At 66.3% G+C, this 19,584-nt stretch carries 16 protein-coding genes and 1 pseudogene; 3 read left to right on the top strand and 14 right to left on the bottom strand.

The window, feature by feature from the left end; genetic code table 11:
• Positions 1 to 153: 153 nt before the first annotated feature.
• The gene (gene prpB, locus CF68_RS05360) at positions 154 to 1,062 is read right to left on the bottom strand and encodes a methylisocitrate lyase (protein WP_035816536.1); all 909 of its coding nucleotides are present in this window, start codon (positions 1,060 to 1,062) and stop codon (positions 154 to 156) included.
• Between the two features lie 281 nt (positions 1,063 to 1,343).
• Between prpB and prpR the strand changes: the two genes are divergently transcribed.
• Positions 1,344 to 3,308, top strand: coding sequence for a propionate catabolism operon regulatory protein PrpR (gene prpR / locus CF68_RS05355; protein ID WP_084187082.1), 1,965 nt, complete (start codon positions 1,344 to 1,346; stop codon positions 3,306 to 3,308).
• A 13-nt stretch (positions 3,309 to 3,321) separates the two neighbouring features.
• Here prpR and CF68_RS05350 read toward each other — a convergent pair whose 3' ends face one another.
• Positions 3,322 to 4,323 carry a cysteine synthase A gene (locus CF68_RS05350; RefSeq protein ID WP_035816534.1) on the bottom strand — a complete coding sequence of 334 codons (1,002 nt, stop codon included), beginning with the start codon at positions 4,321 to 4,323 and terminating at the stop codon, positions 3,322 to 3,324.
• Positions 4,324 to 4,438: 115 nt separating this feature from the next.
• Positions 4,439 to 4,732 carry a putative quinol monooxygenase gene (locus CF68_RS05345; RefSeq protein ID WP_010812104.1) on the bottom strand — a complete coding sequence of 98 codons (294 nt, stop codon included), beginning with the start codon at positions 4,730 to 4,732 and terminating at the stop codon, positions 4,439 to 4,441.
• A gap of 223 nt (positions 4,733 to 4,955) precedes the next feature.
• On the opposite strand from CF68_RS05345, the gene CF68_RS05340 reads away from it, so the two are divergent.
• A complete protein-coding gene (locus CF68_RS05340) occupies positions 4,956 to 6,179 on the top strand; it encodes an HD-GYP domain-containing protein (RefSeq protein ID WP_035816532.1) in 1,224 nt (407 codons plus the stop codon).
• A 15-nt stretch (positions 6,180 to 6,194) separates the two neighbouring features.
• On the opposite strand, the gene CF68_RS05335 is transcribed toward CF68_RS05340, so the two are convergent.
• On the bottom strand, positions 6,195 to 7,103 hold the full coding sequence (locus CF68_RS05335; RefSeq protein WP_035816530.1) for a LysR family transcriptional regulator: 909 nt from the start codon (positions 7,101 to 7,103) through the stop codon (positions 6,195 to 6,197).
• A gap of 117 nt (positions 7,104 to 7,220) precedes the next feature.
• Here CF68_RS05335 and CF68_RS05330 point away from each other — a divergent pair, with 117 nt between their 5' ends.
• Positions 7,221 to 7,538 (top strand): multidrug efflux SMR transporter, encoded by a 318-nt coding sequence (locus CF68_RS05330; RefSeq protein ID WP_035816528.1) that lies wholly within the window; start codon positions 7,221 to 7,223, stop codon positions 7,536 to 7,538.
• 73 nt (positions 7,539 to 7,611) lie between these two features.
• On the opposite strand, the gene CF68_RS05325 is transcribed toward CF68_RS05330, so the two are convergent.
• The 10 genes and pseudogenes from CF68_RS05325 to CF68_RS05285 all read right to left on the bottom strand — a co-directional run bounded on the left by CF68_RS05325 (position 7,612) and on the right by CF68_RS05285 (position 19,498).
• Positions 7,612 to 8,976 (bottom strand): capsule biosynthesis protein, encoded by a 1,365-nt coding sequence (locus tag CF68_RS05325; RefSeq protein WP_051591408.1) that lies wholly within the window; start codon positions 8,974 to 8,976, stop codon positions 7,612 to 7,614.
• Positions 8,973 to 10,955 (bottom strand): capsular polysaccharide biosynthesis protein, encoded by a 1,983-nt coding sequence (locus tag CF68_RS05320; RefSeq protein ID WP_051591407.1) that lies wholly within the window; start codon positions 10,953 to 10,955, stop codon positions 8,973 to 8,975. Before CF68_RS05320 ends, CF68_RS05325 begins: the two co-directional genes overlap by 4 nt.
• A 166-nt stretch (positions 10,956 to 11,121) precedes the next feature.
• A pseudogene (locus CF68_RS36975) lies at positions 11,122 to 11,211 on the bottom strand (3-deoxy-8-phosphooctulonate synthase); the annotation flags it as partial.
• Positions 11,212 to 11,297: 86 nt separating this feature from the next.
• On the bottom strand, positions 11,298 to 11,918 hold the full coding sequence (locus tag CF68_RS39055; protein ID WP_035816552.1) for a CatB-related O-acetyltransferase: 621 nt from the start codon (positions 11,916 to 11,918) through the stop codon (positions 11,298 to 11,300).
• A gap of 43 nt (positions 11,919 to 11,961) precedes the next feature.
• Complete coding sequence (locus tag CF68_RS05310) at positions 11,962 to 14,073, bottom strand: glycosyltransferase (protein ID WP_051591406.1); 2,112 nt, start codon at positions 14,071 to 14,073, stop codon at positions 11,962 to 11,964.
• Between the two features lie 105 nt (positions 14,074 to 14,178).
• Positions 14,179 to 15,933: a polysaccharide biosynthesis/export family protein gene (locus CF68_RS05305; RefSeq protein WP_235205675.1), complete on the bottom strand. Its 1,755-nt coding sequence runs from the start codon at positions 15,931 to 15,933 to the stop codon at positions 14,179 to 14,181.
• Between the two features lie 4 nt (positions 15,934 to 15,937).
• A complete protein-coding gene (locus CF68_RS05300; RefSeq protein WP_051591405.1) occupies positions 15,938 to 17,062 on the bottom strand; it encodes a chain-length determining protein in 1,125 nt (374 codons plus the stop codon).
• Positions 17,059 to 17,724, bottom strand: a complete 666-nt coding sequence (locus CF68_RS05295; protein ID WP_035816524.1) for an ABC transporter ATP-binding protein — start codon at positions 17,722 to 17,724, stop codon at positions 17,059 to 17,061. Before CF68_RS05295 ends, CF68_RS05300 begins: the two co-directional genes overlap by 4 nt.
• Positions 17,721 to 18,512 (bottom strand): ABC transporter permease, encoded by a 792-nt coding sequence (locus tag CF68_RS05290; protein WP_035816522.1) that lies wholly within the window; start codon positions 18,510 to 18,512, stop codon positions 17,721 to 17,723. The genes CF68_RS05295 and CF68_RS05290 overlap by 4 nt, the downstream gene beginning before the upstream one ends.
• Positions 18,509 to 19,498 carry an SIS domain-containing protein gene (locus tag CF68_RS05285; protein ID WP_084187080.1) on the bottom strand — a complete coding sequence of 330 codons (990 nt, stop codon included), beginning with the start codon at positions 19,496 to 19,498 and terminating at the stop codon, positions 18,509 to 18,511. The genes CF68_RS05290 and CF68_RS05285 overlap by 4 nt, the downstream gene beginning before the upstream one ends.
• Between the last annotated feature and the right edge of the window lie 86 nt (positions 19,499 to 19,584).

Genomic DNA, 19,584 nt, shown 5'->3' with positions numbered 1-19,584 from the left:
GGTCACGCCCGACAGGGCGACGGATTTCTTGGGCTTGGGAGTGACGAGCGGTTGCGCTTCGGACATCTGGGTCTCCTTTGTGTGATGCCTGGTATTGCCTGTCTGTTGTCGTGCAAGCGGCCGGGACTAAGCCCGGCCGCGCGTGAGTCTTGCTTACTTGCCCTTGCCTTGTGCGAAGAGCGCGTCAAGCTTCTGCTCGAAGTCATGGTAGCCGATGCTCTCGTAGAGCTCGGCGCGGGTCTGCATGGTATCGACCACGTTCTTCTGCGTGCCGTCGCGGCGGATGGCCGCGTAGACGTTCTCCGCCGCCTTGTTCATGGCGCGGAAGGCCGACAGCGGGTACAGCACCATCGACACGCCGGCGCCGCCGAGTTCCTCGGTGGTGAACAACGGCGTGGCGCCGAATTCAGTGATATTGGCCAGCACCGGAACCTTCACCGCATCGACAAACTTGCGGTACATGGCCAGGTCGGTCATGGCTTCCGGGAAGATCGCGTCGGCGCCGGCTTCCACGCACGCCACGGCGCGCTCGATGGCCTTGTCCAGGCCTTCGACGGCGAGCGCGTCGGTGCGGGCCATGATGACGAAGTTCTCGTCGGTGCGGGCGTCGACGGCGGCCCTGATGCGGTCGACCATTTCACCTTGCGAGACGATTTCCTTGTTGGGGCGGTGGCCGCAGCGCTTGGCGCCGACCTGGTCTTCGATGTGCATGGCCGCTGCGCCGAACTTGATCAGCGACTTGGTGGTGCGGGCCACGTTGAAGGCCGAGGCGCCGAAGCCGGTGTCGACGTCCACCAGCAGCGGCGTGTCGCACACATCGGTGATGCGGCGGATATCGGTCAGCACGTCGTCCAGGTTCGAGATGCCCAGGTCCGGCAGGCCCAGCGAGCCGGCCGCAACGCCGCCGCCCGACAGGTAGATGGCCCGGTAGCCGGCGCGCTTGGCCAGCAGGGCATGGTTGGCATTGATGGTGCCGACTACCTGCAGCGGATGCTCGTCGGCAAGCGCCTGGCGGAAGCGGGCGCCAGCGGAGCGCGCGAGGTCGGAAGCGGAGTAGGTCATGGCGTATGCGTTGGTGAACAGGACGGGCCTAATACAGCAAGGGGTGTGCCAAGCCCTTGAGCGGGCATACAGAAAATCCTGCAGCCCTTGTCAGCGCTGGGCTGGCGGGCAGGGCGGCTGGCCTCGCCGCCGATTTCATGTCATCTTTTCAGCACAATTGAATTTCAAAATCACAAGTTTGGAATTCAAAGTTGAAATCCCGGGCTGCGTGGCGGACAATGTGCCAGCACTGTACGCCTGTTCGTCCCGGGTTTCACCACGCATTCCTTCCGCATTGCACCATGGCTCCTCCCGTTTCCACGCAAGCCCGTCCGCGCATCTGGGCCATCGGCATCAGCCGCCTGGCACGCGCCTTTGCCGACCTGATTCCGGCCTACGCCGACCGGGCCGAATTCCGCATCGTCGGCAAGGGTTTCGAGGCCGCCGCCAGCGCCGTGGCGCGCGAGGCGCGCGAGGGCCGGCTCGACGTGGTGGTGGCGGGCGGCTCCAACGGCGCCTACCTGCGCCAGCACGTGGATGTACCGGTGGTGCTGGTCAAGGTCACGGGCTTTGACGTGATGAGCGCGCTGGCCACCGCGCGGCGCATCTCGCCGCGGGTGGCGCTGGTCACGCACGCGTCGACGTATGCCGAGGTGGATGAATTCGTGCGCGCGTTCTCGCTGTCGGTCCCGGCCTATATCTACCTGACTGAGGACGATGCCGTAGCGCGCGTGAAGGCGCTCAAGCAGGAGGGCATCCAGGTCGTGGTCGGGCCCGGCCTGGTGACCGACCTGGCCGACCGTTATGGCCTGACCGGCGTGTTCCTGTACTCCGGCAACTCGGTGCGCATGGCGCTCGAAGACGCGATCGAGGCTGCGCGCCTGCGCCGCATCGAAGCCACCCGGCGCGACTACGTCAACACCATCCTGGCGCACCTGAACGAGGGCGTGGCGGCCGTGGATGCCGAAGGACGCATCCAGTCGTTCAACCCGGCGATGGAGCGTTTTCTCGGCACTTCCGTTGCTGCCGCGGTAGGGCGCAAGCTGCAGACGCTGGCGCCAAACCTGGCGCTCGAAGGCGTGATGCAGAGCGGCGACAAGGAACTGGAAGCGATCCAGAAGCTCGGCGACAAGATGGTGGTGGTCAACCGCATCCCCATCGTCGGCGAGGCCGGCACCACCGGCGCCGTGCTGACCATCCAGGACGCCAGCGCGATCCAGCGCGTGGACCGCAACCTGCGCTCGCGCGCCCGCACGCGGCCGGCCGGGGTGCGCTACAGCCTGGACGACCTGGCCGGCACCTCGGCGGCCATGACCGAGCTGCGCGAGCTGGCGCGGCGCTACGCGGCGGTGGATTCCACCGTGCTGATCGGCGGCGAGAGCGGCACCGGCAAGGAGGTGCTGGCGCAGGGCATGCACGACGCCAGCCCGCGCCGAGCCTTCCCGTTCGTGGCGGTCAATTGCGCGGCCTTCCCCGAGGCGCTGCTGGAGAGCGAACTGTTCGGCTATGAAGAGGGCGCTTTTACCGGCGCGCGCCGCGGCGGCAAGGCCGGCCTGTTCGAGTCGGCCCACAACGGCACGCTGTTCCTCGACGAGGTGGGCGACATGCCTTCCGCGCTGCAGACGCGCCTGCTGCGCGTGCTGCAGGAAAAGCAGGTGCTGCCGATCGGCGGGCTCGACGCGGTGCCGGTCAACGTGCGCGTGATCGGCGCCACCCACCGTGACCTGGCCGCGATGGTGCGCGATGGCTCATTCCGGCAGGACCTGTACTACCGCCTCAATATCCTGCGCATCGAGATGCCGCCGCTGCGCGACCGCTCCGAAGACCTGCAGGAGCTGGCCGAGCTGCTGTACCGGCGCGCCCAGGAGCGCCTGGGCATGGACCGGCCGCAGCGCCTGCCCGCCGCGGCCCGCGCGCGGCTGGCGCGCTACCGCTGGCCGGGCAATATCCGCGAGCTGGAAAACGTGACCGAACGGATCGCCGTGTTGGTGGCCGGGCGCCGGCTGGACAGCGACGCGCTGCAGCGCGAGCTGCAGGCGGCCGTGCCGGAGCTGTTCGGCGATGGCATGCTGGCGCCGGCCGAGGCCGACGCTGAGCCCGCCGCGCCGGCAACACGCCCGCGCCGTTCACTGGCCGGCGTGAAGCAATCCAGCGAAGTCGAGCATATCCGGCGCGTGCTGGCCGAGTGCGGCGGCGACCGCGCCGCGGCCTGCCATGTCCTCGGCATCAGCCCGACCACGCTGTGGCGGCGGCTAAAGGCGGCGTGAGCCGCGCAGGCATTTACCCGGCGGGGCCGGCACGCCGGAACGGAATCGGCTGCAGCCCCTTGCCCTCCAGCCAGGCCTCATTGAACAGCCGTGCCATGTACAGGTCACCGCGGTCACATAGCAGCGTGACGATGGTATGGCCCGGCCCCATCTCGCGCGCCAGCGCCACCGCGGCGCCGACGTTGATTCCTGACGACCCGCCCAGGAACAACCCTTCCTCGCGCAGCAGGCGGTAGACCATGTCCACGCAGGTCTGGTCGTCGATGCGCACCGCGTCGTCGATCGGCGTGTCCTGCAGGTTGGCGGTGACGCGGCTGGTGCCGATGCCCTCGGTGATCGAACTGCCCTCGGCCTTGAGCTCGCGGTGTTTGACGAAGTTATAGAGGGCGCTGCCGTGCGGGTCGGCCAGCACGATGCGCACGCCGGGCTTGTGCTCTTTCAGGCAGCGCGCGATGCCGGCCAGCGAGCCGCCGGTGCCGGTGGAGCAGGTGAAGGCATCGATATGCCCGCCGGTGGCGTGCCAGATCTCGGGGCCGGTGGTCTCGTAGTGGGCCTGGCGGTTGGCCAGGTTGTCGAACTGGTTGGCCCAGATCGCGTTGTCGGTCTCGTCGGCCAGCCGGCCGGCAATCTTCTGGTAGTTGTCCGGATCGGCGTAAGGCTTGGCGGGCACCGTGCGGACCTCGGCGCCGAGCATGCGCAGCCGCTCCATTTTCTCGGGCGACTGCGTGTCGGGTATCACGACGATGCAGCGGTAGCCACGCGCCGCGCACAGGTGGGCCAGGCCGATGCCGGTATTGCCGGCGGTGCCTTCGATGACCGTGCCGCCGGGCGTCAGCAGCCCGCGCCGTTCGGCATCACGGATGATGTAGAGTGCCGCGCGGTCCTTGACCGAGCCGCCTGGATTGAGGAATTCCGCCTTGCCGTAGATATCGCAGCCGGTTTCGGCGCTCAGGCCGGCCAGCCGGATCAGCGGGGTGTGGCCGATGGTGCCGGCAAATCCATCCCTGACTTCCATAGTGCACTCCTGCCGTGCCCGCTCCGGGCGTCACATTGAGTGATAGATCGGTGCGGCGGGAATGACAAGCAGGGGGACGGCCGGATGTGACCGGGATTGCCCGTGGCCAGGCGGATCAGGCGGCGTTGAGCCAGCGGAAACTGAAATCGCCTTCGACGAAATCCGCGCGCGAGGCGTGGAAATCGCGCATATAGGGCCGGTTCAGGTGCGATTCGAGCGCGCGCTTGGAGTCCCAGACCATGTAGATCACAAAGACCCGCGCATCCTCGGCGTCTTGCCCGACGTGGTAGTCCAGGCAGCCGGGCTCGGTCAGCCCGCGCGAGCGCAGCGTGGTGAGCTGGGATACCAGCGCCTCGCGGCGGTGGGTCTTGGCACGGGCGATGCCGACTAGCGTGTACGTTCCGGACATGGGTGAACGGGGGCGACTGGCTGGCGTCTGTGAGCACTGGGCAGGCCATTGTAGCGCCGGCGGTACCGCCCCCGGCAATGCCCGAGGACGCCGTCCGGGCATTCGGGCGGCGCTTGACAAGGGCGGGCGGCACGGTTCTCCCCGCAATCGGGGCTAAAGTCCTGCCGGCGGCTGCCGATATCCGGATCGAAAACAAGAAAACCATGATCCGAGGGGGTAACGCATGTTGAGACGCATACGGTCGGAACAACTGCAGGTCGGGATGTTTGTCGCCAGGCTTGGCGGCCCATGGATCAGCCATCCGTTCTGGCGCGCAAAGTTCCTGGTGGCCAATGAGGACCAGGTTCGACAAATTCAGTCGGCAGGGGTGCAGGAGGTCTGGATCGACATCCTGAAGGGCCGCAACGTACCGGCGCCGGACACGCCAGAAATGCCCGGCCCCGTCCCGTCCCCGGAGTTGACACCCGACCCCATGGACCCGGCCACCGCGCCGCAACCCGCCGCCACGCTTGATGCCGAGATTGTCCGCGCGCGCGAGCTGCTGCAATCCGGCAAGGCCGTGATCGGCTCGATGTTCGCCGACATCCGCATGGGCCGGGCGCTGGAGGTCAACGGCGCGCTGCTGCTGGTCGATTCCGCCTCACGCTCGCTGTCGCGCCATGGGCAGGCGTTGCTGGCGCTGGCGCGGCTCAAGGCGCGTGGCGACGAAAACTATCTGCACGCATTCGCCGTCTGCGCGCTGATGATCGCCGTCGGCCGCACGCTGGGCCTGCCCGACGACGAGGTGCGCGAACTCGGCCTGGCCGGCCTGGTCCACGACATCGGCAAGCTGACGCTGCCCGCGGCCCCGGTGCACAAGGCCAGCGAACGCACGCCCGAGGAAGAGGAGATCTACCGCCGGCATCCGTCGGCAGGCTACCGCATCCTGAACGAGGCCCGGCTCTATTCGAACATCCCGCTCGATGTCTGCGTCCACCATCACGAACGCGTGGACGGGCGCGGCTTCCCGTACGGCCTGGCGGGGAGCGAACTGAGCGTGCACGCCAGGATCGGCGCGATCTGCGATGCCTATGATTCGCTCACTTCCAGCCGCCCGGGCCACCAGCCGTGGTCGCCGGCCCGCGCCATGGAATACATGGCCGTGCGTGTCGACACGCTGTTCGACCGGCGTGTGTTCAAGGCCTTCACCCGCACCGTCGGCATCTATCCGCTCGGTACCGTGCTGCGGCTGCGTTCGAACCGGCTGGCAGTGGTCTGCGCGCAGAACGAGGCCGATCCGCTGCGGCCGAAGGTGATGGCGTTCTATTCCGTGTCGCAGTCAAGACCGACCCCCACCGAACTGATCGACCTGCGCCACAGCGACGAGACGGTGGTGGCGTTTGAGAACGCGGCCGACTGGGGGTATACGGATGAGCAGTTGATGGAGATGTATGCGGCGGCGGCCTGAACCCGGGGCAAGTCTTCAGCCCGCCACCCATTCCCCTTGCCTCAGCCGCTCATACAGGAAATCGCCCAACACCCGCACGCGCGCGCTGTGCCTGAGATCCGGATGCGTCAGTACCCACAAATCGGTATCCATGGCTTCATCGACTGGCGCCAGCCGCACCAGGTCTGGATCGGCCCCGGCCAGCAGGCACAGCAGCATGCCGGCGCCCATGCCGTGCCGTACGGCATCGGCCATGGCGACCAGGCTGTCGGCGCTGACTGCGCGGCGGGGTTCGGGCACGTGGTCGCGTATCCAGCGCGCCTGGGCAAGGTGGGATAGCGCATCGTCCGGCACGACCCAGTCATAGGCCGACCAGTCCGCCAGCCGCGGATGGTCGGCTTCCGTTGGCAGGTCGAGTTCCTTCAGGTAGCGCCGCGCCGCATACGGCGCCGTCTGCAGCCGCCCGATACGGCGGCCCACCAGGTACTCCGGCGGCGCATTCGCCGGCCGGATCGCCACATCGGCCTCGCGCCGGCTCAGGCTCAGGAAGCTGTTGTTGATGACAATCTGCAGCTGGATGCGCGGGTGCATCGACCGGAATTCTGCAAACAGGGGCATCAGCAGTCCACCCAGCAGCGTGTCGGTGGTGGTCACGCGCAACGGTCCGCTCAGCTGGCTGTCGAGTCCGGACAGCTGGCGCTGGGCCGCGTCGATCTGCTCGCCGACGCCGGCCAGCCGTTGCGTCAGGGCCTCGCCGGCGGCGGTCATGGCGTAGCCGGTGGCATGGCGTTCGAACAGCAGGGTGCCCAGGGTCTCTTCCAGCCGCGCCAGCCGGCGCAGGACCGTGGAATGGTTGACGTGCAGGGCGCGCGCGGCGCCGGCGAGCGAGCCGGACTGGCCCACGGCAAGGAAATACTTCAGGTCGTCCCAGTCTGCTTCCTGCATGTTTGCATAGCCCCTTTGCAGAATTCGCCAGTTTTCGTGCTGATCTGCACAGCCTACAGTGGCGTGGCGTGCCCGGCAATGGGTGTCGGGCCGCAGACCTGGATGAAAGACATGGCAATGGCGTGGATGCTGCTGGTGCTGGCGGGCCTGATCGAGATCGTGATGGCGCTGGCGCTCAAACATACCGACGGCTGGACGCGGCCCGGGCCGACGGCACTGGGCATCGGGGCGGCGCTGGCCAGCATCTTCCTGCTCAGCGCGGCGCTGCGGCACCTGCCGGTCGGGACCGCGTACGCAATCTGGACCGGGATCGGGGCGATCGGGGTGACGGTGATCGGCATCCTGTTCCTGGGCGAAAGCGCGGCGCCGATGCGGCTGGTGTTGATCGGGCTGATCTTTGTGGGGATTGGCGGGTTGAAGGTGCTGCCGGCGTAGGACACGGGTTCCTGGCTGGTGGCTGTGGCTTGCCGCTGGGATTCGAATGCCGGCCTGACAGCAGCCAACCGGGTCAAGGCCAGGACCGGCGTTTCGCGATGATCGCGCCCGCCGGGTCGCTCAGGGACCGGCCGGCAGGCTCGTCGGCGCCGGCCTGGCGCACGCTCGCCGCGCTGCGCGCAGCAGCCCTGGCTGCGGTGGATTCGGTAGCGGGAAAGCCGCCGCCGGCATAGAACGACTGGTTGATCTGCGTGGTGCGCAGGATATAGCGGTAGTAGTTCACGAAGGCCCGCCGCGCCGGCATCTGCGGCTCGCTCCAGAACGCATCCTGCGTTCCGGAGGCGACCAGGCCGCGCCGTGCATAGAACGCGTCGCCGCAGACAAAGACCGGCACGTTGTGATACAGGGCCTGGATGCCGACGGTCGAGTTGACCAGCACCGCTCCCTTGCTGCGCTTGAGCAAGGACGGAACGTGGCCGTCGTGCAGGTAGTGCACACGGCTGGCGACGCCCGCTGCCTCGGCCAGGCGGGCAATCTCCTGCCGGTAGTCGGTGTGGCCGCGCTCCATGGGGTGGTGCTTGACCACCAGATGGTCGCTGCGCGCAGAGTGGCGCGCAAAGGACAAGATGACGGCGGAGAGGAAGTCCTTGTTGCCCTGCCAGTGACTGCTGAAGACCAGTTGGGCGTCGCCGGAAAGCTGCAGCGGGACCAGGAAGAAGTCCGGCCCGTAGGGGTCCAGCAGACTGGCGCGCAGGCGGCGCTCTGAAAACACATACCTGATCTTGCGTACCAGCGCCCGGGACCAGAACAATGCCTCCATCCAGCGAAACGGCTTGTGGTGCCGGTAATGCGGATAGCGCCGGGCAAACAGCAGGCCACAGGCGAAGTAGACCGCTGACCACCATGCCATGCGGAGAAAGCCGAATCGGATCGCCGCAGGCCGGGTCGGCGGCGCTTCATCCGGCAGGCTGGCCGGGTCGACGTTGCGCAGGCTCGATCCGGCATTGACCTCGCCCCGTTCAAAGGTAATCCACCAGGGACGCACATAACCTTCCTCGAAGACATAGAAGGGCAGATCCAGGGATTCAGCCAGCTCAATCGCGCTGCGGTGGTGGGGCCGCCACTGGCCGAACATGGCGATCGCCTCCACGGCATTGGCCTCGGTCAATGCGCGCAGGAACTGCGGCCAGCGGTCGGGATGCTCACGGAATGCGGTGACGCCGCCGCCACGATAGAAGCACGCATCCCCGGCATTGAAGTTGACCTTGAACACGCGGCAACCATGCTGGCGCAGCCATCTGGCGAGCCTGGCGAAGAACGGCCCGTTCGGGCCCTGCAGCAAGAGCACGGTACGGTGCGAGGCCAGGCTCTCCAGGGATGCGCGGCGGACGGGCGCGCCGGGTGGGGGGCTGGCATCGTGGATGCAGGCCTGGCTCATCCTGCGTCTCCGGCGCTGGCGTCTTTGCCTGACATGGCGCTGAGGCTGTGAAACAGGCGGTTCAGGAACCTCGGCGCCCAGCCGCGCTGGCCGCCTTGGGCAGCGCTGGCGCGCGCGGACTCAAGTTCGCGCAGGATCTGCTCGGGTGTCGTGAACTGGCCGCTGACGCCGGAAACATAGGTGGGATACAGGATCAAGGTACCGGCCACCAATTCGTCAAGCGTCAGTTGCCGAGGGCGCCGAAGCCCCTGCGCCAGGTCCGTGGTGAGGCCCCAGCCGGCGTAGAACGGCATCCCGTGCGTGGTGACGGGCACACCTCGCAACAGCGCTTCGAAGCCGGTGAGCGATGTCATCACATGCACCGCGTCGACCTGCGAGAGCAGCGTGTCGAGCGACGCGTGATCAACGGTTTCGTCGACAAGCCGTTCAACATGATCCGGCAGACCCCGTGCGCTGCGATAACCGTTGGCAACGTCGGGGTGCGCCCGGTACAGGATCCAGGCCAGCGGATGCGCATCGGCGACGGCCTCGATCAGTGCCGCATTGGTGCGCACCGGCCGCTCGGGGGCCGAGCCATACACCAGCGATGCATCCGATTCCACTTGCCCGACGACCAGGATCACGACCTTGCGGGTCTGCGGGCGCTTCCAGTCCGCCCGTGAAACCAGGTTGTACTTGCTGATGGCGCGCGCTACGACCTCGCGGCGCAGGGCGCTCGCACGTTCCAGCAGGGCCGGCGGGAACTCCGACGAGGCCAGCAGATCCGTCAACGCGCAAGGCCGCGTCGCGTCATAGTAGATGCCCCGCGGGTCCTGTACCCAGGAGAGCGGCGGCACCAGCGCGGCGCCCAGCCCGGCCGAGCGCAGAAAGCCATCTTCGACCCGGATCGCCTGCAGGTGCCCGGCATTGGGCGGCACGGCGCGGTTTCCCCAGATGGCCACGGCACCGGCACTGGCAGGAACGGGCCGGCCCGGCTTGCCGAAGGTCACCTCCGAGCCGTTGAAGTAGCGGCGCAGGATGGGCCGCTTGCGGCGGGAGAAGCCAAGCGCATGGACATGCGGTGCAAAGCGGGCGCGCATCGCGCGCTGCAGGCGGATATGTTCCATGACCCGCTCCACGTTGCACGGCAGTCCGGTCTCGGGATCCACATAGACGGCGTAATCGACCAGCGCCGCGTGCACCAGTTGCGCGAGGGTAACGGAGCGCCTGCGCGGCGGCGCCGCGGCGCCATGGTCCGCCGTGAGCCCCCAGCCTGCATAGAAAGGCATGCCGAAGGTGTGCACCGGGACGCCCCAGATCAGCGCTTCAAAGCCAAGCTGGGAGCTGACCGTATAGACGGCGGCGGCATGTTCCAGGACATCCGGCGCATGCAGGGGCGTACTCAGCAGCTGGATTCTGCCGGCGTACCGTCCGCGCAGATCCTCGAGGTAGCCGCGCTTGCGGCCGGCCACCACATCGGGATGCGCCTTGACCAGGATATCCGCGTCCGGATGCGCGTCGATCGCGGCCTCCAGCATCTGCCGGCAGCTGCCGGCACTGGCACCGGCACCAATCACGGACTGGTCCCCGGCAGTCTGGTCCGCGACGATCACCCACTGGCGCTCGGGCTCAACTGTCGTATCGCGGATGCCGTTGTACTTGGACACGCGCGCCTGCCGCCAGCCAGTGATCAAGGCTTGCGCGCGCCGCACCTCGTCCGGCGCCAGCGGGCGGGCGATCTGGCGCTCCAGGCGGGACTCGCGCGAGGCATCGTAATAGATCCCGAGATCATCGACGCACAGGGAGAAGGCACTGGCATCGGCGCTGCCGCCGACCGAGCGCAGGAAGCCGTCCTCCAGCGACAGGGCTGGAACGCCAAGCCGCGCCGCCAGCGCCCGTGCACGGACGCCACTGGGCTTGTTGCCCCAGCCGACCAGGACCTGGCAATGGCGGGCCGCGCGCTCCCCCCGGACGTAGACGGCCGGCCTGCCCAACAGCACGTCCAGTCACCGCCGTCCGGCAAGTACCCGAGACGTGGCCCCGGCGGGTTGCGCCGGGCCATCGTCAACCCGTGGAAAGGGGAAGCGCCACGAAGCCACGTCAGTGCCGCAGGTTTGCCGCGGGGTGCGGCGCGTCCGCGCCGGCCATCAGCCTGCGCACATCGGTGGCAGCCCGCGCCTTGGCCGCCACGTGCCGCATGTCCCATGGGGCAAGGAACTGGCCATTCTTGATATTGACCGGCTTGCCGGTACGGGCTTTCAGCGTGGGTGTCATGCTTGGCGAAACCGAAGATCTGGGACGTGGCCGTATCGGCGGGTTGTTGCGCGGGTGCTCCGGTCAGGTCAGGTCTGCCGAAGTCCCCTGATCCATGCGATGGCGGCCCGGACATCGTCAAAAGGAACGCCGGACAGCATATCGAGCGGAAGATCCCACCACCCGAGGCCAAGAAGCTCGGCGATGATTTCAGGATCGAATCGCAGCCGGATCAGCCTGGCCGGCGAACCGCCCACGATGCTGTAGGGCTCCACGTCACGTGTGACGACGGAGTTGGCCGCGACGATGGCGCCATCCCCGATGGTCACACCGGCGATCACGATGCTCTGCGCGCCGATCCAAACGTCATTGCCGATGGTCGTATTGCTATGCGCCAGAAACCGCGATTTCCTTTCCAGGCGGAGGTAGGCGTCCCAGTTGGGGAACAGCGCCCCGTGGTATTGGAACGAATGCGACGACAGATAGTTTGTGGGGTGGGCAGCCACACCGAGCTCGCAGTTCCGCCCGATGCTGCAGTACCGGCCGATGGTCACGTTCGGATAGACGACGCTGCGGACATTCAGGAACGAATACCTGCCGACCGACGAAGCATTGTGGACTTCGCTTTGGGGAGCAAGGTGCACGGGGTGCTCCAGGGTTGCCCGCGGCTGCACCGTCGCGCTCCTGGCGATCGAGGAGAATGCATCCATGTTGGTAGTGGCTCCCATGGCGATGGACGATGGCAGAGAGAGATCAGGCCAGGCGGTTGCGCAGCGCATCGGCAAGGAAGCGCTTGGGGTCACGCATCAGCTTGGAAAGCTTGCGGCTCACCGATCCCGGCGCCGCTTTGGCGGCGGGCGCCTTCACCATCGCTGCAGCGGCCGCGGGCTTTGCGGCCGGTTTCGGCGCGGCCGCAGGCGCCGCCTTTGCCGCGGCAGGGGCGAGCTTGGCGGGGGCCGCCCTGCCCATATCCGAGATATAGCTGCGATAGAAGTCATAGACTGGCGAACTCTTCTTGGCGGGCTCGGTGCGCCATTGGAAGGTGCGTGACGGCTGCCCGGGAAGCCGCAGCTCGGTGAAGTCGAGATTGATCGCCACATTGCGGGTACTGCCGCCCTCGGTCACCTTCCTGTAGTCAGTGTTCGCGAACGAGTAGAACGTATCGACCAGGTAATGGGCAAAGCGCAGCACGTGCTCGCGCGAGGGCCGTGCCAGGCCGGCTAGCCGCCGGACGATATCTTCCAGGTCGCGGACTTGAACCGACAGTCCGTCGTGGCAATAGAAGGCCGTTCCCAGGTTGAACGTCGGCTTGCCGAACAGCAGCGAAAGCAGGCCAACGCCTGAATTCACGGTGAGAACGGCATCGCTGGCTGCCAGGGGGTCATAAACATGGGTGGAGGGATCGAGCAGCACGGCCCCGGGGATGGGCGGCATCGCCGACTCCAGCGGATGGCGCTTGACCACGATCCGCCAGTCGGAGGGAAGCCGCAGCGAGAGCTGCGACAGCACAAAGCAGAAGTTCTCGACACTTTCCGCATGGCTGGAAAAGTGCTTGATGACAGCGTCGCCGGGCCGCTGCATGGGCACGAACAGGACGCGCTTGCCGTGCAGGCTGTACCTGGTGCGCAGGTTGTCGGCACCGATCCGTTCGCCGTTTTCTTCCAGGGTTGCTTCCGAAGAAATCAGTTCATCGATGTATCGCTCGGTCCTCTCGCGGGCACCGTCGGGAAGTTCGACGTTCCACTTGTCGGGCGCGTATGAGGCGCTGTCCGCATTGAAGCCACAAGGGTCAAAGAACCACGAGCGCGGCAGGGCGCCCCGGTCGAACACCAGGTACGGAATGCCATGGGCACGGCAGGCCAGATACAACGCCAGCCGCTGCTCGTTGCCATAGGGGGTCAGGAACAGCACCTGCCCGATGCCGTTGTCCTTGACGTAGCGAAGGAACGCCGCCTCGTCATCGAAATCGGCGGGTTCCATATAGACGACGTTGCCCAGATGGGCGATCGCCATGCGGATGCTTCGCATGGGGATCGTCGCGCGTCCCGACAAGGCCAGCGTCCGGGTCTGGGATGCCGCGTCGCTCAGAGCGGGCGGCACGTCTGCGTCCTTGTCCAGCGTCTTGGCAAAGCGTTCAAACAGCATGCGGTTGGCGGCATTGCGCTTGGCGTATCCGGCGGATGGCGGCGTCGGGTGGTAAAGGTGGCAGAAGAACAGCCCGGCTGCCATGTTCTGCCGGCCAAACAGCGAGAAGAAGGTGCGATAGCCCTTGTATTCGAGCGAGGCGTACTTGTGGTCATGCGAGTAGTAGTCGTGCGAGCGGATGAACCGATTCGACTTCCACGCCAGCCGGTTCATCATCTCAAAGTCTTCGTACCCGTGACCGAAGAACTCCTGGCGCACGCCGCCCATCGCCAGGTAGAAAGCGCGCCGCACGACGATTGCCGAGGTGGCGGGGGCATACATCTGGACCCGCTCGGCATCCGCTTCCATAAAGTACTGATGGAACAGGGTTCTGGCCGCCTCTGCGTCCATGGATTCATACTCCTGGGTTCCGGGCGGTGTCAGGTACAGGCAGGGGATGCACTCCAGATGGTTGATGTAGGGCGGCGCGGCATGCAGGTTGGCGAGCAGTTGCCGATATACCGAAGGCGGCGCGGTCAGGTCCACGTCCTGGAACGTGATGAACTCGGTCGTGGCGACCTGGGCTCCGGCATTGCGGCACGCGCCGATGGAGAAGGGCTCGCCGCGCCGGTTCAGGCGCATCAGCCTTACGCCGTGGTCGGCACAGAGCGCCTCCAGTTCTTCGACAATGTGGTCAGGCGAGCCGAAGTCGACGATCAGCCTGTGGATACCGTCGATCACCGGCTCTTGCGTGACAAAGCGGCGCAGGCGGGTGATGAAGGTAATCGTCGCGATTCCTGCTCTGGAAAGGGGTGATGATGGTAATCATGGTCCGTGCTTTCTGACTTAGAGGCCTAGGACAACCTTGGCACTGATGGCAAGCTGATAAAGGATCTGGAAGACATCCTTGGCAAACTGCCTGGTCTTCACATCCACCTTCGGCAACACCAGGATCTCATCGCCGGCCCGAACGGTACCGTTGCGGTTGCCGTCGGAGAAGCTGCCGTCCCGGTGCGCGATGACGATGCGCGAGGCATCGGCATTCTGTGAGTAGCCGCCGGCTTGCTGGATATAGTCCGATGCATCCAGGTCGGGCTCGAATGCAACGGCGTTGGGGAACAGGACTTCGCCGTTGACCACAACCAGGCCGTCCTTGACCGGCACCCGCAGGATGTCGCCGTTCTCAAGCAATAGCTGGCCGCGCGTGGCGGACTTGGCGATCATGGCCTGGCCGGTGGGTTCGATTTTCTTCGCGCGCTCGATCCATTGCAGCACCAGCCCGGCTTCTTCCCGGCGCATCTGGGCCTCTTCCGGCGTGCCGGAGCGCACGGTCAGCACACTGGCCTCGAGGCTGCGCAGGGCGGTGCCGAGCAGGATCTTCTGGCGCTCCTTCACGCTCACCCGGAAGAGCTGAATGCTGGCGGGATCGGATTGCGGCGTGTACTGGACCTGGCTGAGCACGTCCTGGATCCGGCTGCCGTACGGCAGCACGAACTCCTGCGGACCGGCATGCTCCCCCTCGACCCGGACCGTGATGGTGCCGGGCCGCTTGTCGGCGGTGAACTCGATCTCGTCGCCGCCGAAGATCGCGATCTGGCTGCCCATGGCGATCGCAAAGTACTCGACATTGCGCAGGGTGCCGGAGTTGCGCGTCACGCGCACGTGGGTGGCTTGCGGCAGCGGCTTTGCCAGGCGCGCGATATCGGCCAGCGTAGCCTGCTCGCCGGGAAACTCGAAACGCCTGGCATTCTCGGCCAGCCCGGTGACAAGGGTGTTCTTCTTGCGCGGGTGGACAAGGATCACGTCGCCGTTGTTGAGCTGGCGAGTGGCGAGCTCGCCTTTCAGGAGAAAGTCATAGAGGTTGATGACGGCAAGTTGCTGGTTGCCGCGCTTGATGGCCACGTCCAGGAACGAGCCGCGCTCCGGGTCGATGCCCCCGGCCTGGTCCAGGTAGCGCAGCACGCTGTCGCCCGAAGTGCCGTTGTACAGGCCGGGCCGACGCACCGCGCCGGTGACATAGACACGCACCGGCTGGGCCGCCAGCAAGCTGGCGTAGATGGCCACGCGCCCGGCGAACACGCGCCGCAAGGCGCCGGCAACTGCGGCCTGCAATTGCTCATTGGTGGTGCCCTGGACACGGAACGGCCCGACTTCCGGCAGGACGATGTTGCCGCCGGCATCAACCGTCAGCACCGTGTCCAGTGCATAGCCGTTCCACATGCGCAGCCGGATCTTGTCGCCGACCGAGATCACGTGGCTGGGGTTGAAGACGGACGCGCTGTCGCGGCTGAAGGAGCCGGAGAACAACTGCGCGCCGAAAGCGTCGCTGGCCATGTTGGCGGCATAGTCGGCGTTCTGCGGCGCGTTGTCCGGCAGACGGCCGTCCACCCTGGCCGGCACCATGGGAGCGGGCGTATCCGGCAGCATGCCGGTGGCACCGGGCGCGGCGATTCCACCCTGGGCGCTGTAGGTTGAATAGTCGACAGCGCCCACAGACAGTTGCGGGGAGAGCGCCACATTGGCGGGCGCGGCATGGCCTGCTGGTGTCAACAGCGCGCATAGCACCATGACCACCAACGCAGGGATTGAACGGTACTTCATTGGGTCAGTCCCTGTGGTCTTCAATGATGGCGCTTAACAGGTGCACTGCCGCGGCCAGCATCAGCGTGGCGAGGACGAATGCCGCAATGTTGTAGAGGCGGCGCGGGCGCAGCGGGTATTCGGGCAGGGTGGGGCTCTGCACCACGGCTACGTTCTTGAGCTTGCGGGTGGCCTCGATGCGGGCGCGTTCCAGTGCGCCCAGCGCGGTCTTGTAGATGTCCAGCGCAAACGCCGCGGCTGCCTGCAGGCGCTCCTGCTCTTCGGCCACGCGGTTCAGGCCGCTTCCCTTGGCCGACACCATGCGCTTGCGCTGCACGGCGATCTGGTCCTGGACCGCGGCAATTTCGGCATCCAGCTGCCGGATCGCCGGAGACTGCGGCGTAAAGATCTCCGTCAGCGCGTTGCGCTTGACGTTGAGCTGCGCAAGGTTGCCTTCAGCCGCCGCCACCACCGTGGAAAGGGTCTCTACCTCGCCGCGCGCCGACACCAGGCCGTTGGCGTTCTGGTAGGCCAGCAGGGCCTGGCGTGCGCCATTGAGGCGCTCGCCCAGGTCATGCACTTGCCGGTCAATATAGACGACCTGTTCGCTGGCAATGCGGTGGGTCATGTCATTCATGAAGCGTTCGCCCTCGCTGACCAGCTCCGCCGTGATGGCCTTTGCCATGGCGGGGGAATAGGCCTCGGCATTGATCACGAGCATGCGCGAGAAGTCGTCATACTCCACGGAGATGCGGCGCAGGTAGTAATCGTGGAAGCGCTCCATGGAGGCGTCTTGCGGCCACATGCGCGACAGCGGATCGCGATGCCGGTCCGCGTAGTGGGCGCGCAGCTTCAGCCTGGCATCCAGTTTCGCGAGCATGTCCGTCGACAACAGGTATTCTCTCAACAGCAGCAGGTCTTGCGGTGCGGAATTCCCGATCAGCAGCGAGGAAAAGTCCGGCGCGCCGCCGCCCACGCCGTCACTGCGCTCGACGACGACGCGGGCCTCTGAAATATAGAGGTCCGACGCGATCGCGGCCCAGTACACGGTGGCTAGCAGGCAGGCGCAGAGAGCCAGGCGCCAGGTGCGGCTGAGGCCGGAAAGACGCTGCACCAGGCGCCGCCAGCCGGTCTTGAACTTCAGGGTCATGCGGCAACGCTTTCCTTGTATTCCCGCAGGGCATCGTCAACGGAATCGAACCAGTGGGCACTGCCGTCGTGAAGCCAGATTGCGGACTGGCAGAAGCTGCGCAGCGTGGAATCGCTGTGCGACACCATCACCAGGCCGGCGCGGGCAGCCAGGTCTTCAAAGGTCTTTTGCGACTTGCGCCGGAATGCCAGGTCGCCCACCGCGGTGAGTTCATCCACCAGGTAGGTGTCGAAATCGAACGCAAGGGAAAGCGCAAAAGCCAGGCGCGCGCGCATGCCGGATGAATAGGTGCGCACGGGCGCGTCAATGACGCGGCCCAGTTCGGAGAATTCCTTGATAAAGCGCACCTTCTCATCCAGCTGGTTGTCAGGGACGCCGTGGATGCGGCAGACGAACTTGGCGTTCTGCGCCCCGGTCAGTGAACCCTGGAAGCCCCCGGACAGCCCTAACGGCCACGAAACCCGGCAGTTCCTCAGCACCACGCCACGGTTCGGCTGGTCAATGCCGCCCACCAGGCGCAGCAACGTGGATTTGCCGGCGCCATTGGCACCGATCAGGGCGAGGCGGCCGCTTCGGGGAATCCGGAACGACACCCCGTTGAGAACCCAGGGTGCGCCAGGATCGCCCCGGTATCGCTTGTAGACGTCGCGGACTTCGATCATTGGGCCACCATCCGCGTGGCGAAGCGGGTGTGCAACGCCAGTCCCAGAAGGAGCGCCGACAGCGAACAGAACCCGAGGTAGCCGAGATCGATATGGGCGTCCCCGTGGTAGCGGGCAAAGTAGGCGCCGCGCATGCCCTCGAGCCCGTGGACGATGGGATTGAATAGCAGAACGTCGCGCAGGCGGTGGGGGATGCTCGCCACGGGATACATCACCGCCGACAGGAAGTACAACGGCGTAAACACCAACCGGATCAGCCGGCCGGCTTCGGGCAGCAGCCTTCCGGCCACGGAAAAGCTCAACGCCAGGCCGATGCCGAAGACCCAGAGCAGGAACGCGGCCCAGGCCAGCAGCAGGGGATTGGTCGGGCGCACGTCGACGCCGAACAGTGCCAGGCAGCACAACAGGATGGCGGCGACCATCACATACACGACGGCCTCGACCGCGGCGCGCACCAGCACGGTGTCCACCGGCCGCACCTGGCGGTAGGCGAACAGGGCCATGTTGGCATTGATGGCCTCCATGCCCCGGCTGGCGACGTTGCGGACCAGGAAGAAGCCGCACACGCCGATAAGGATGAAGATCTCGATGTTGATGCCCGGCATGACCCGATGCTGGATCACGCCGGTGATCACCATCAGCACGATGATGTGCGCAGCCGGCTCCAGCAGCAGCCAGAGCCAGGGTGCGCGCCCGGTCGACAGGCGCGTGCTTGCCTCGCGCAGAAAGAGCGCGCGCCAGACTGCGAGCGCCACCGAGACATCCGGGCGAACCACTGCCCGGCTCATGACTCGCCGTCGAGAATGTCCAGGATGCCGACCACGTGCGTGTTGGCATCCGTGACCACCAGCGCGTGGATGCTGTGGCAATGCATCATCTCTTCGGCCGCGGAAACCAGGCAATCGGCTTGCACGGTGACCGGGTCAGGGGTCATGAAGGCCTCAACGTGATGGGACAGGGCCTGGCTGTCGCGTTCAATGGCACGGCGCAGGTCGCCGTCGGTGAAGATTCCGCACAGCTTGCCGTTGTCCACTACCACGGTCAGGCCAAGGCGGCCACTGGTCATGACGGCGATCGCCTCCCGCACGCTGGTTTGCGGCGAGACCGTGGGCACGCGGCGATGCATGACGTCGCACGCCCTGGTCAGCAGCTTGCGCCCGAGGCTGCCGCCAGGATGAAAGCGCGCAAAGTCCAGCGGGCGGAAGCCCCGCAGGCGCATCAGGCTGACCGCCATGGCATCGCCCAGTGCCATGGTCAGCAATGTCGACGTGGTCGGTGCCAGGTTGTTCGGGCACACTTCCTTGTCGAAAGGCATGACCAGGGCAACATGCGCACTGCGCGACAGCGTTGTGTTGCGGGCAGTGGTGATGGCGATCATCGGATTGCCAAAGCTGATCAGCGAGGGAAGCAGGCGCACGATTTCGTCGGTCTCGCCGCTGTTCGATATCAGGATGAGGACATCGCGTGGCGTAATCGCGCCCAGGTCGCCATGCAGCGCCTCTGCGGGATGCAGAAAGAAGGACGGCGTTCCGGTGGAGCTCAGCGTAGCCGCCAGTTTGCGGCCGACCAGGCCGGACTTGCCCATCCCTGACACGATCACGCGCCCTTGGCAATTCAGGATCAGCGCGATGGCATCGTCGAATTCAGTGCCAAGATCGTTGGCGAGGTCGCGCAGGGCATTTGCCTGGCTGCTGAGTGCGTCCCTGCCGTAGGCGGCGGGATTGCCCGTACGGGCGGGAGCCGTGGGCCGATGAGCGGCGTTGCTGGCTGACATTCCGAATTCAATCCTGTTGGTATTGCTGGCCGCTGCGTGTGTTCCGTGCAGCATGCCTGCTGTGGACACAGAACCTGTGGCGCGCG

Source organism: Cupriavidus sp. SK-4, assembly GCF_000611125.1.
GTDB classification, from domain to species: Bacteria; Pseudomonadota; Gammaproteobacteria; order Burkholderiales; family Burkholderiaceae; genus Cupriavidus; species Cupriavidus necator.
This window is presented reverse-complemented; position numbering and strand designations above follow the sequence as displayed.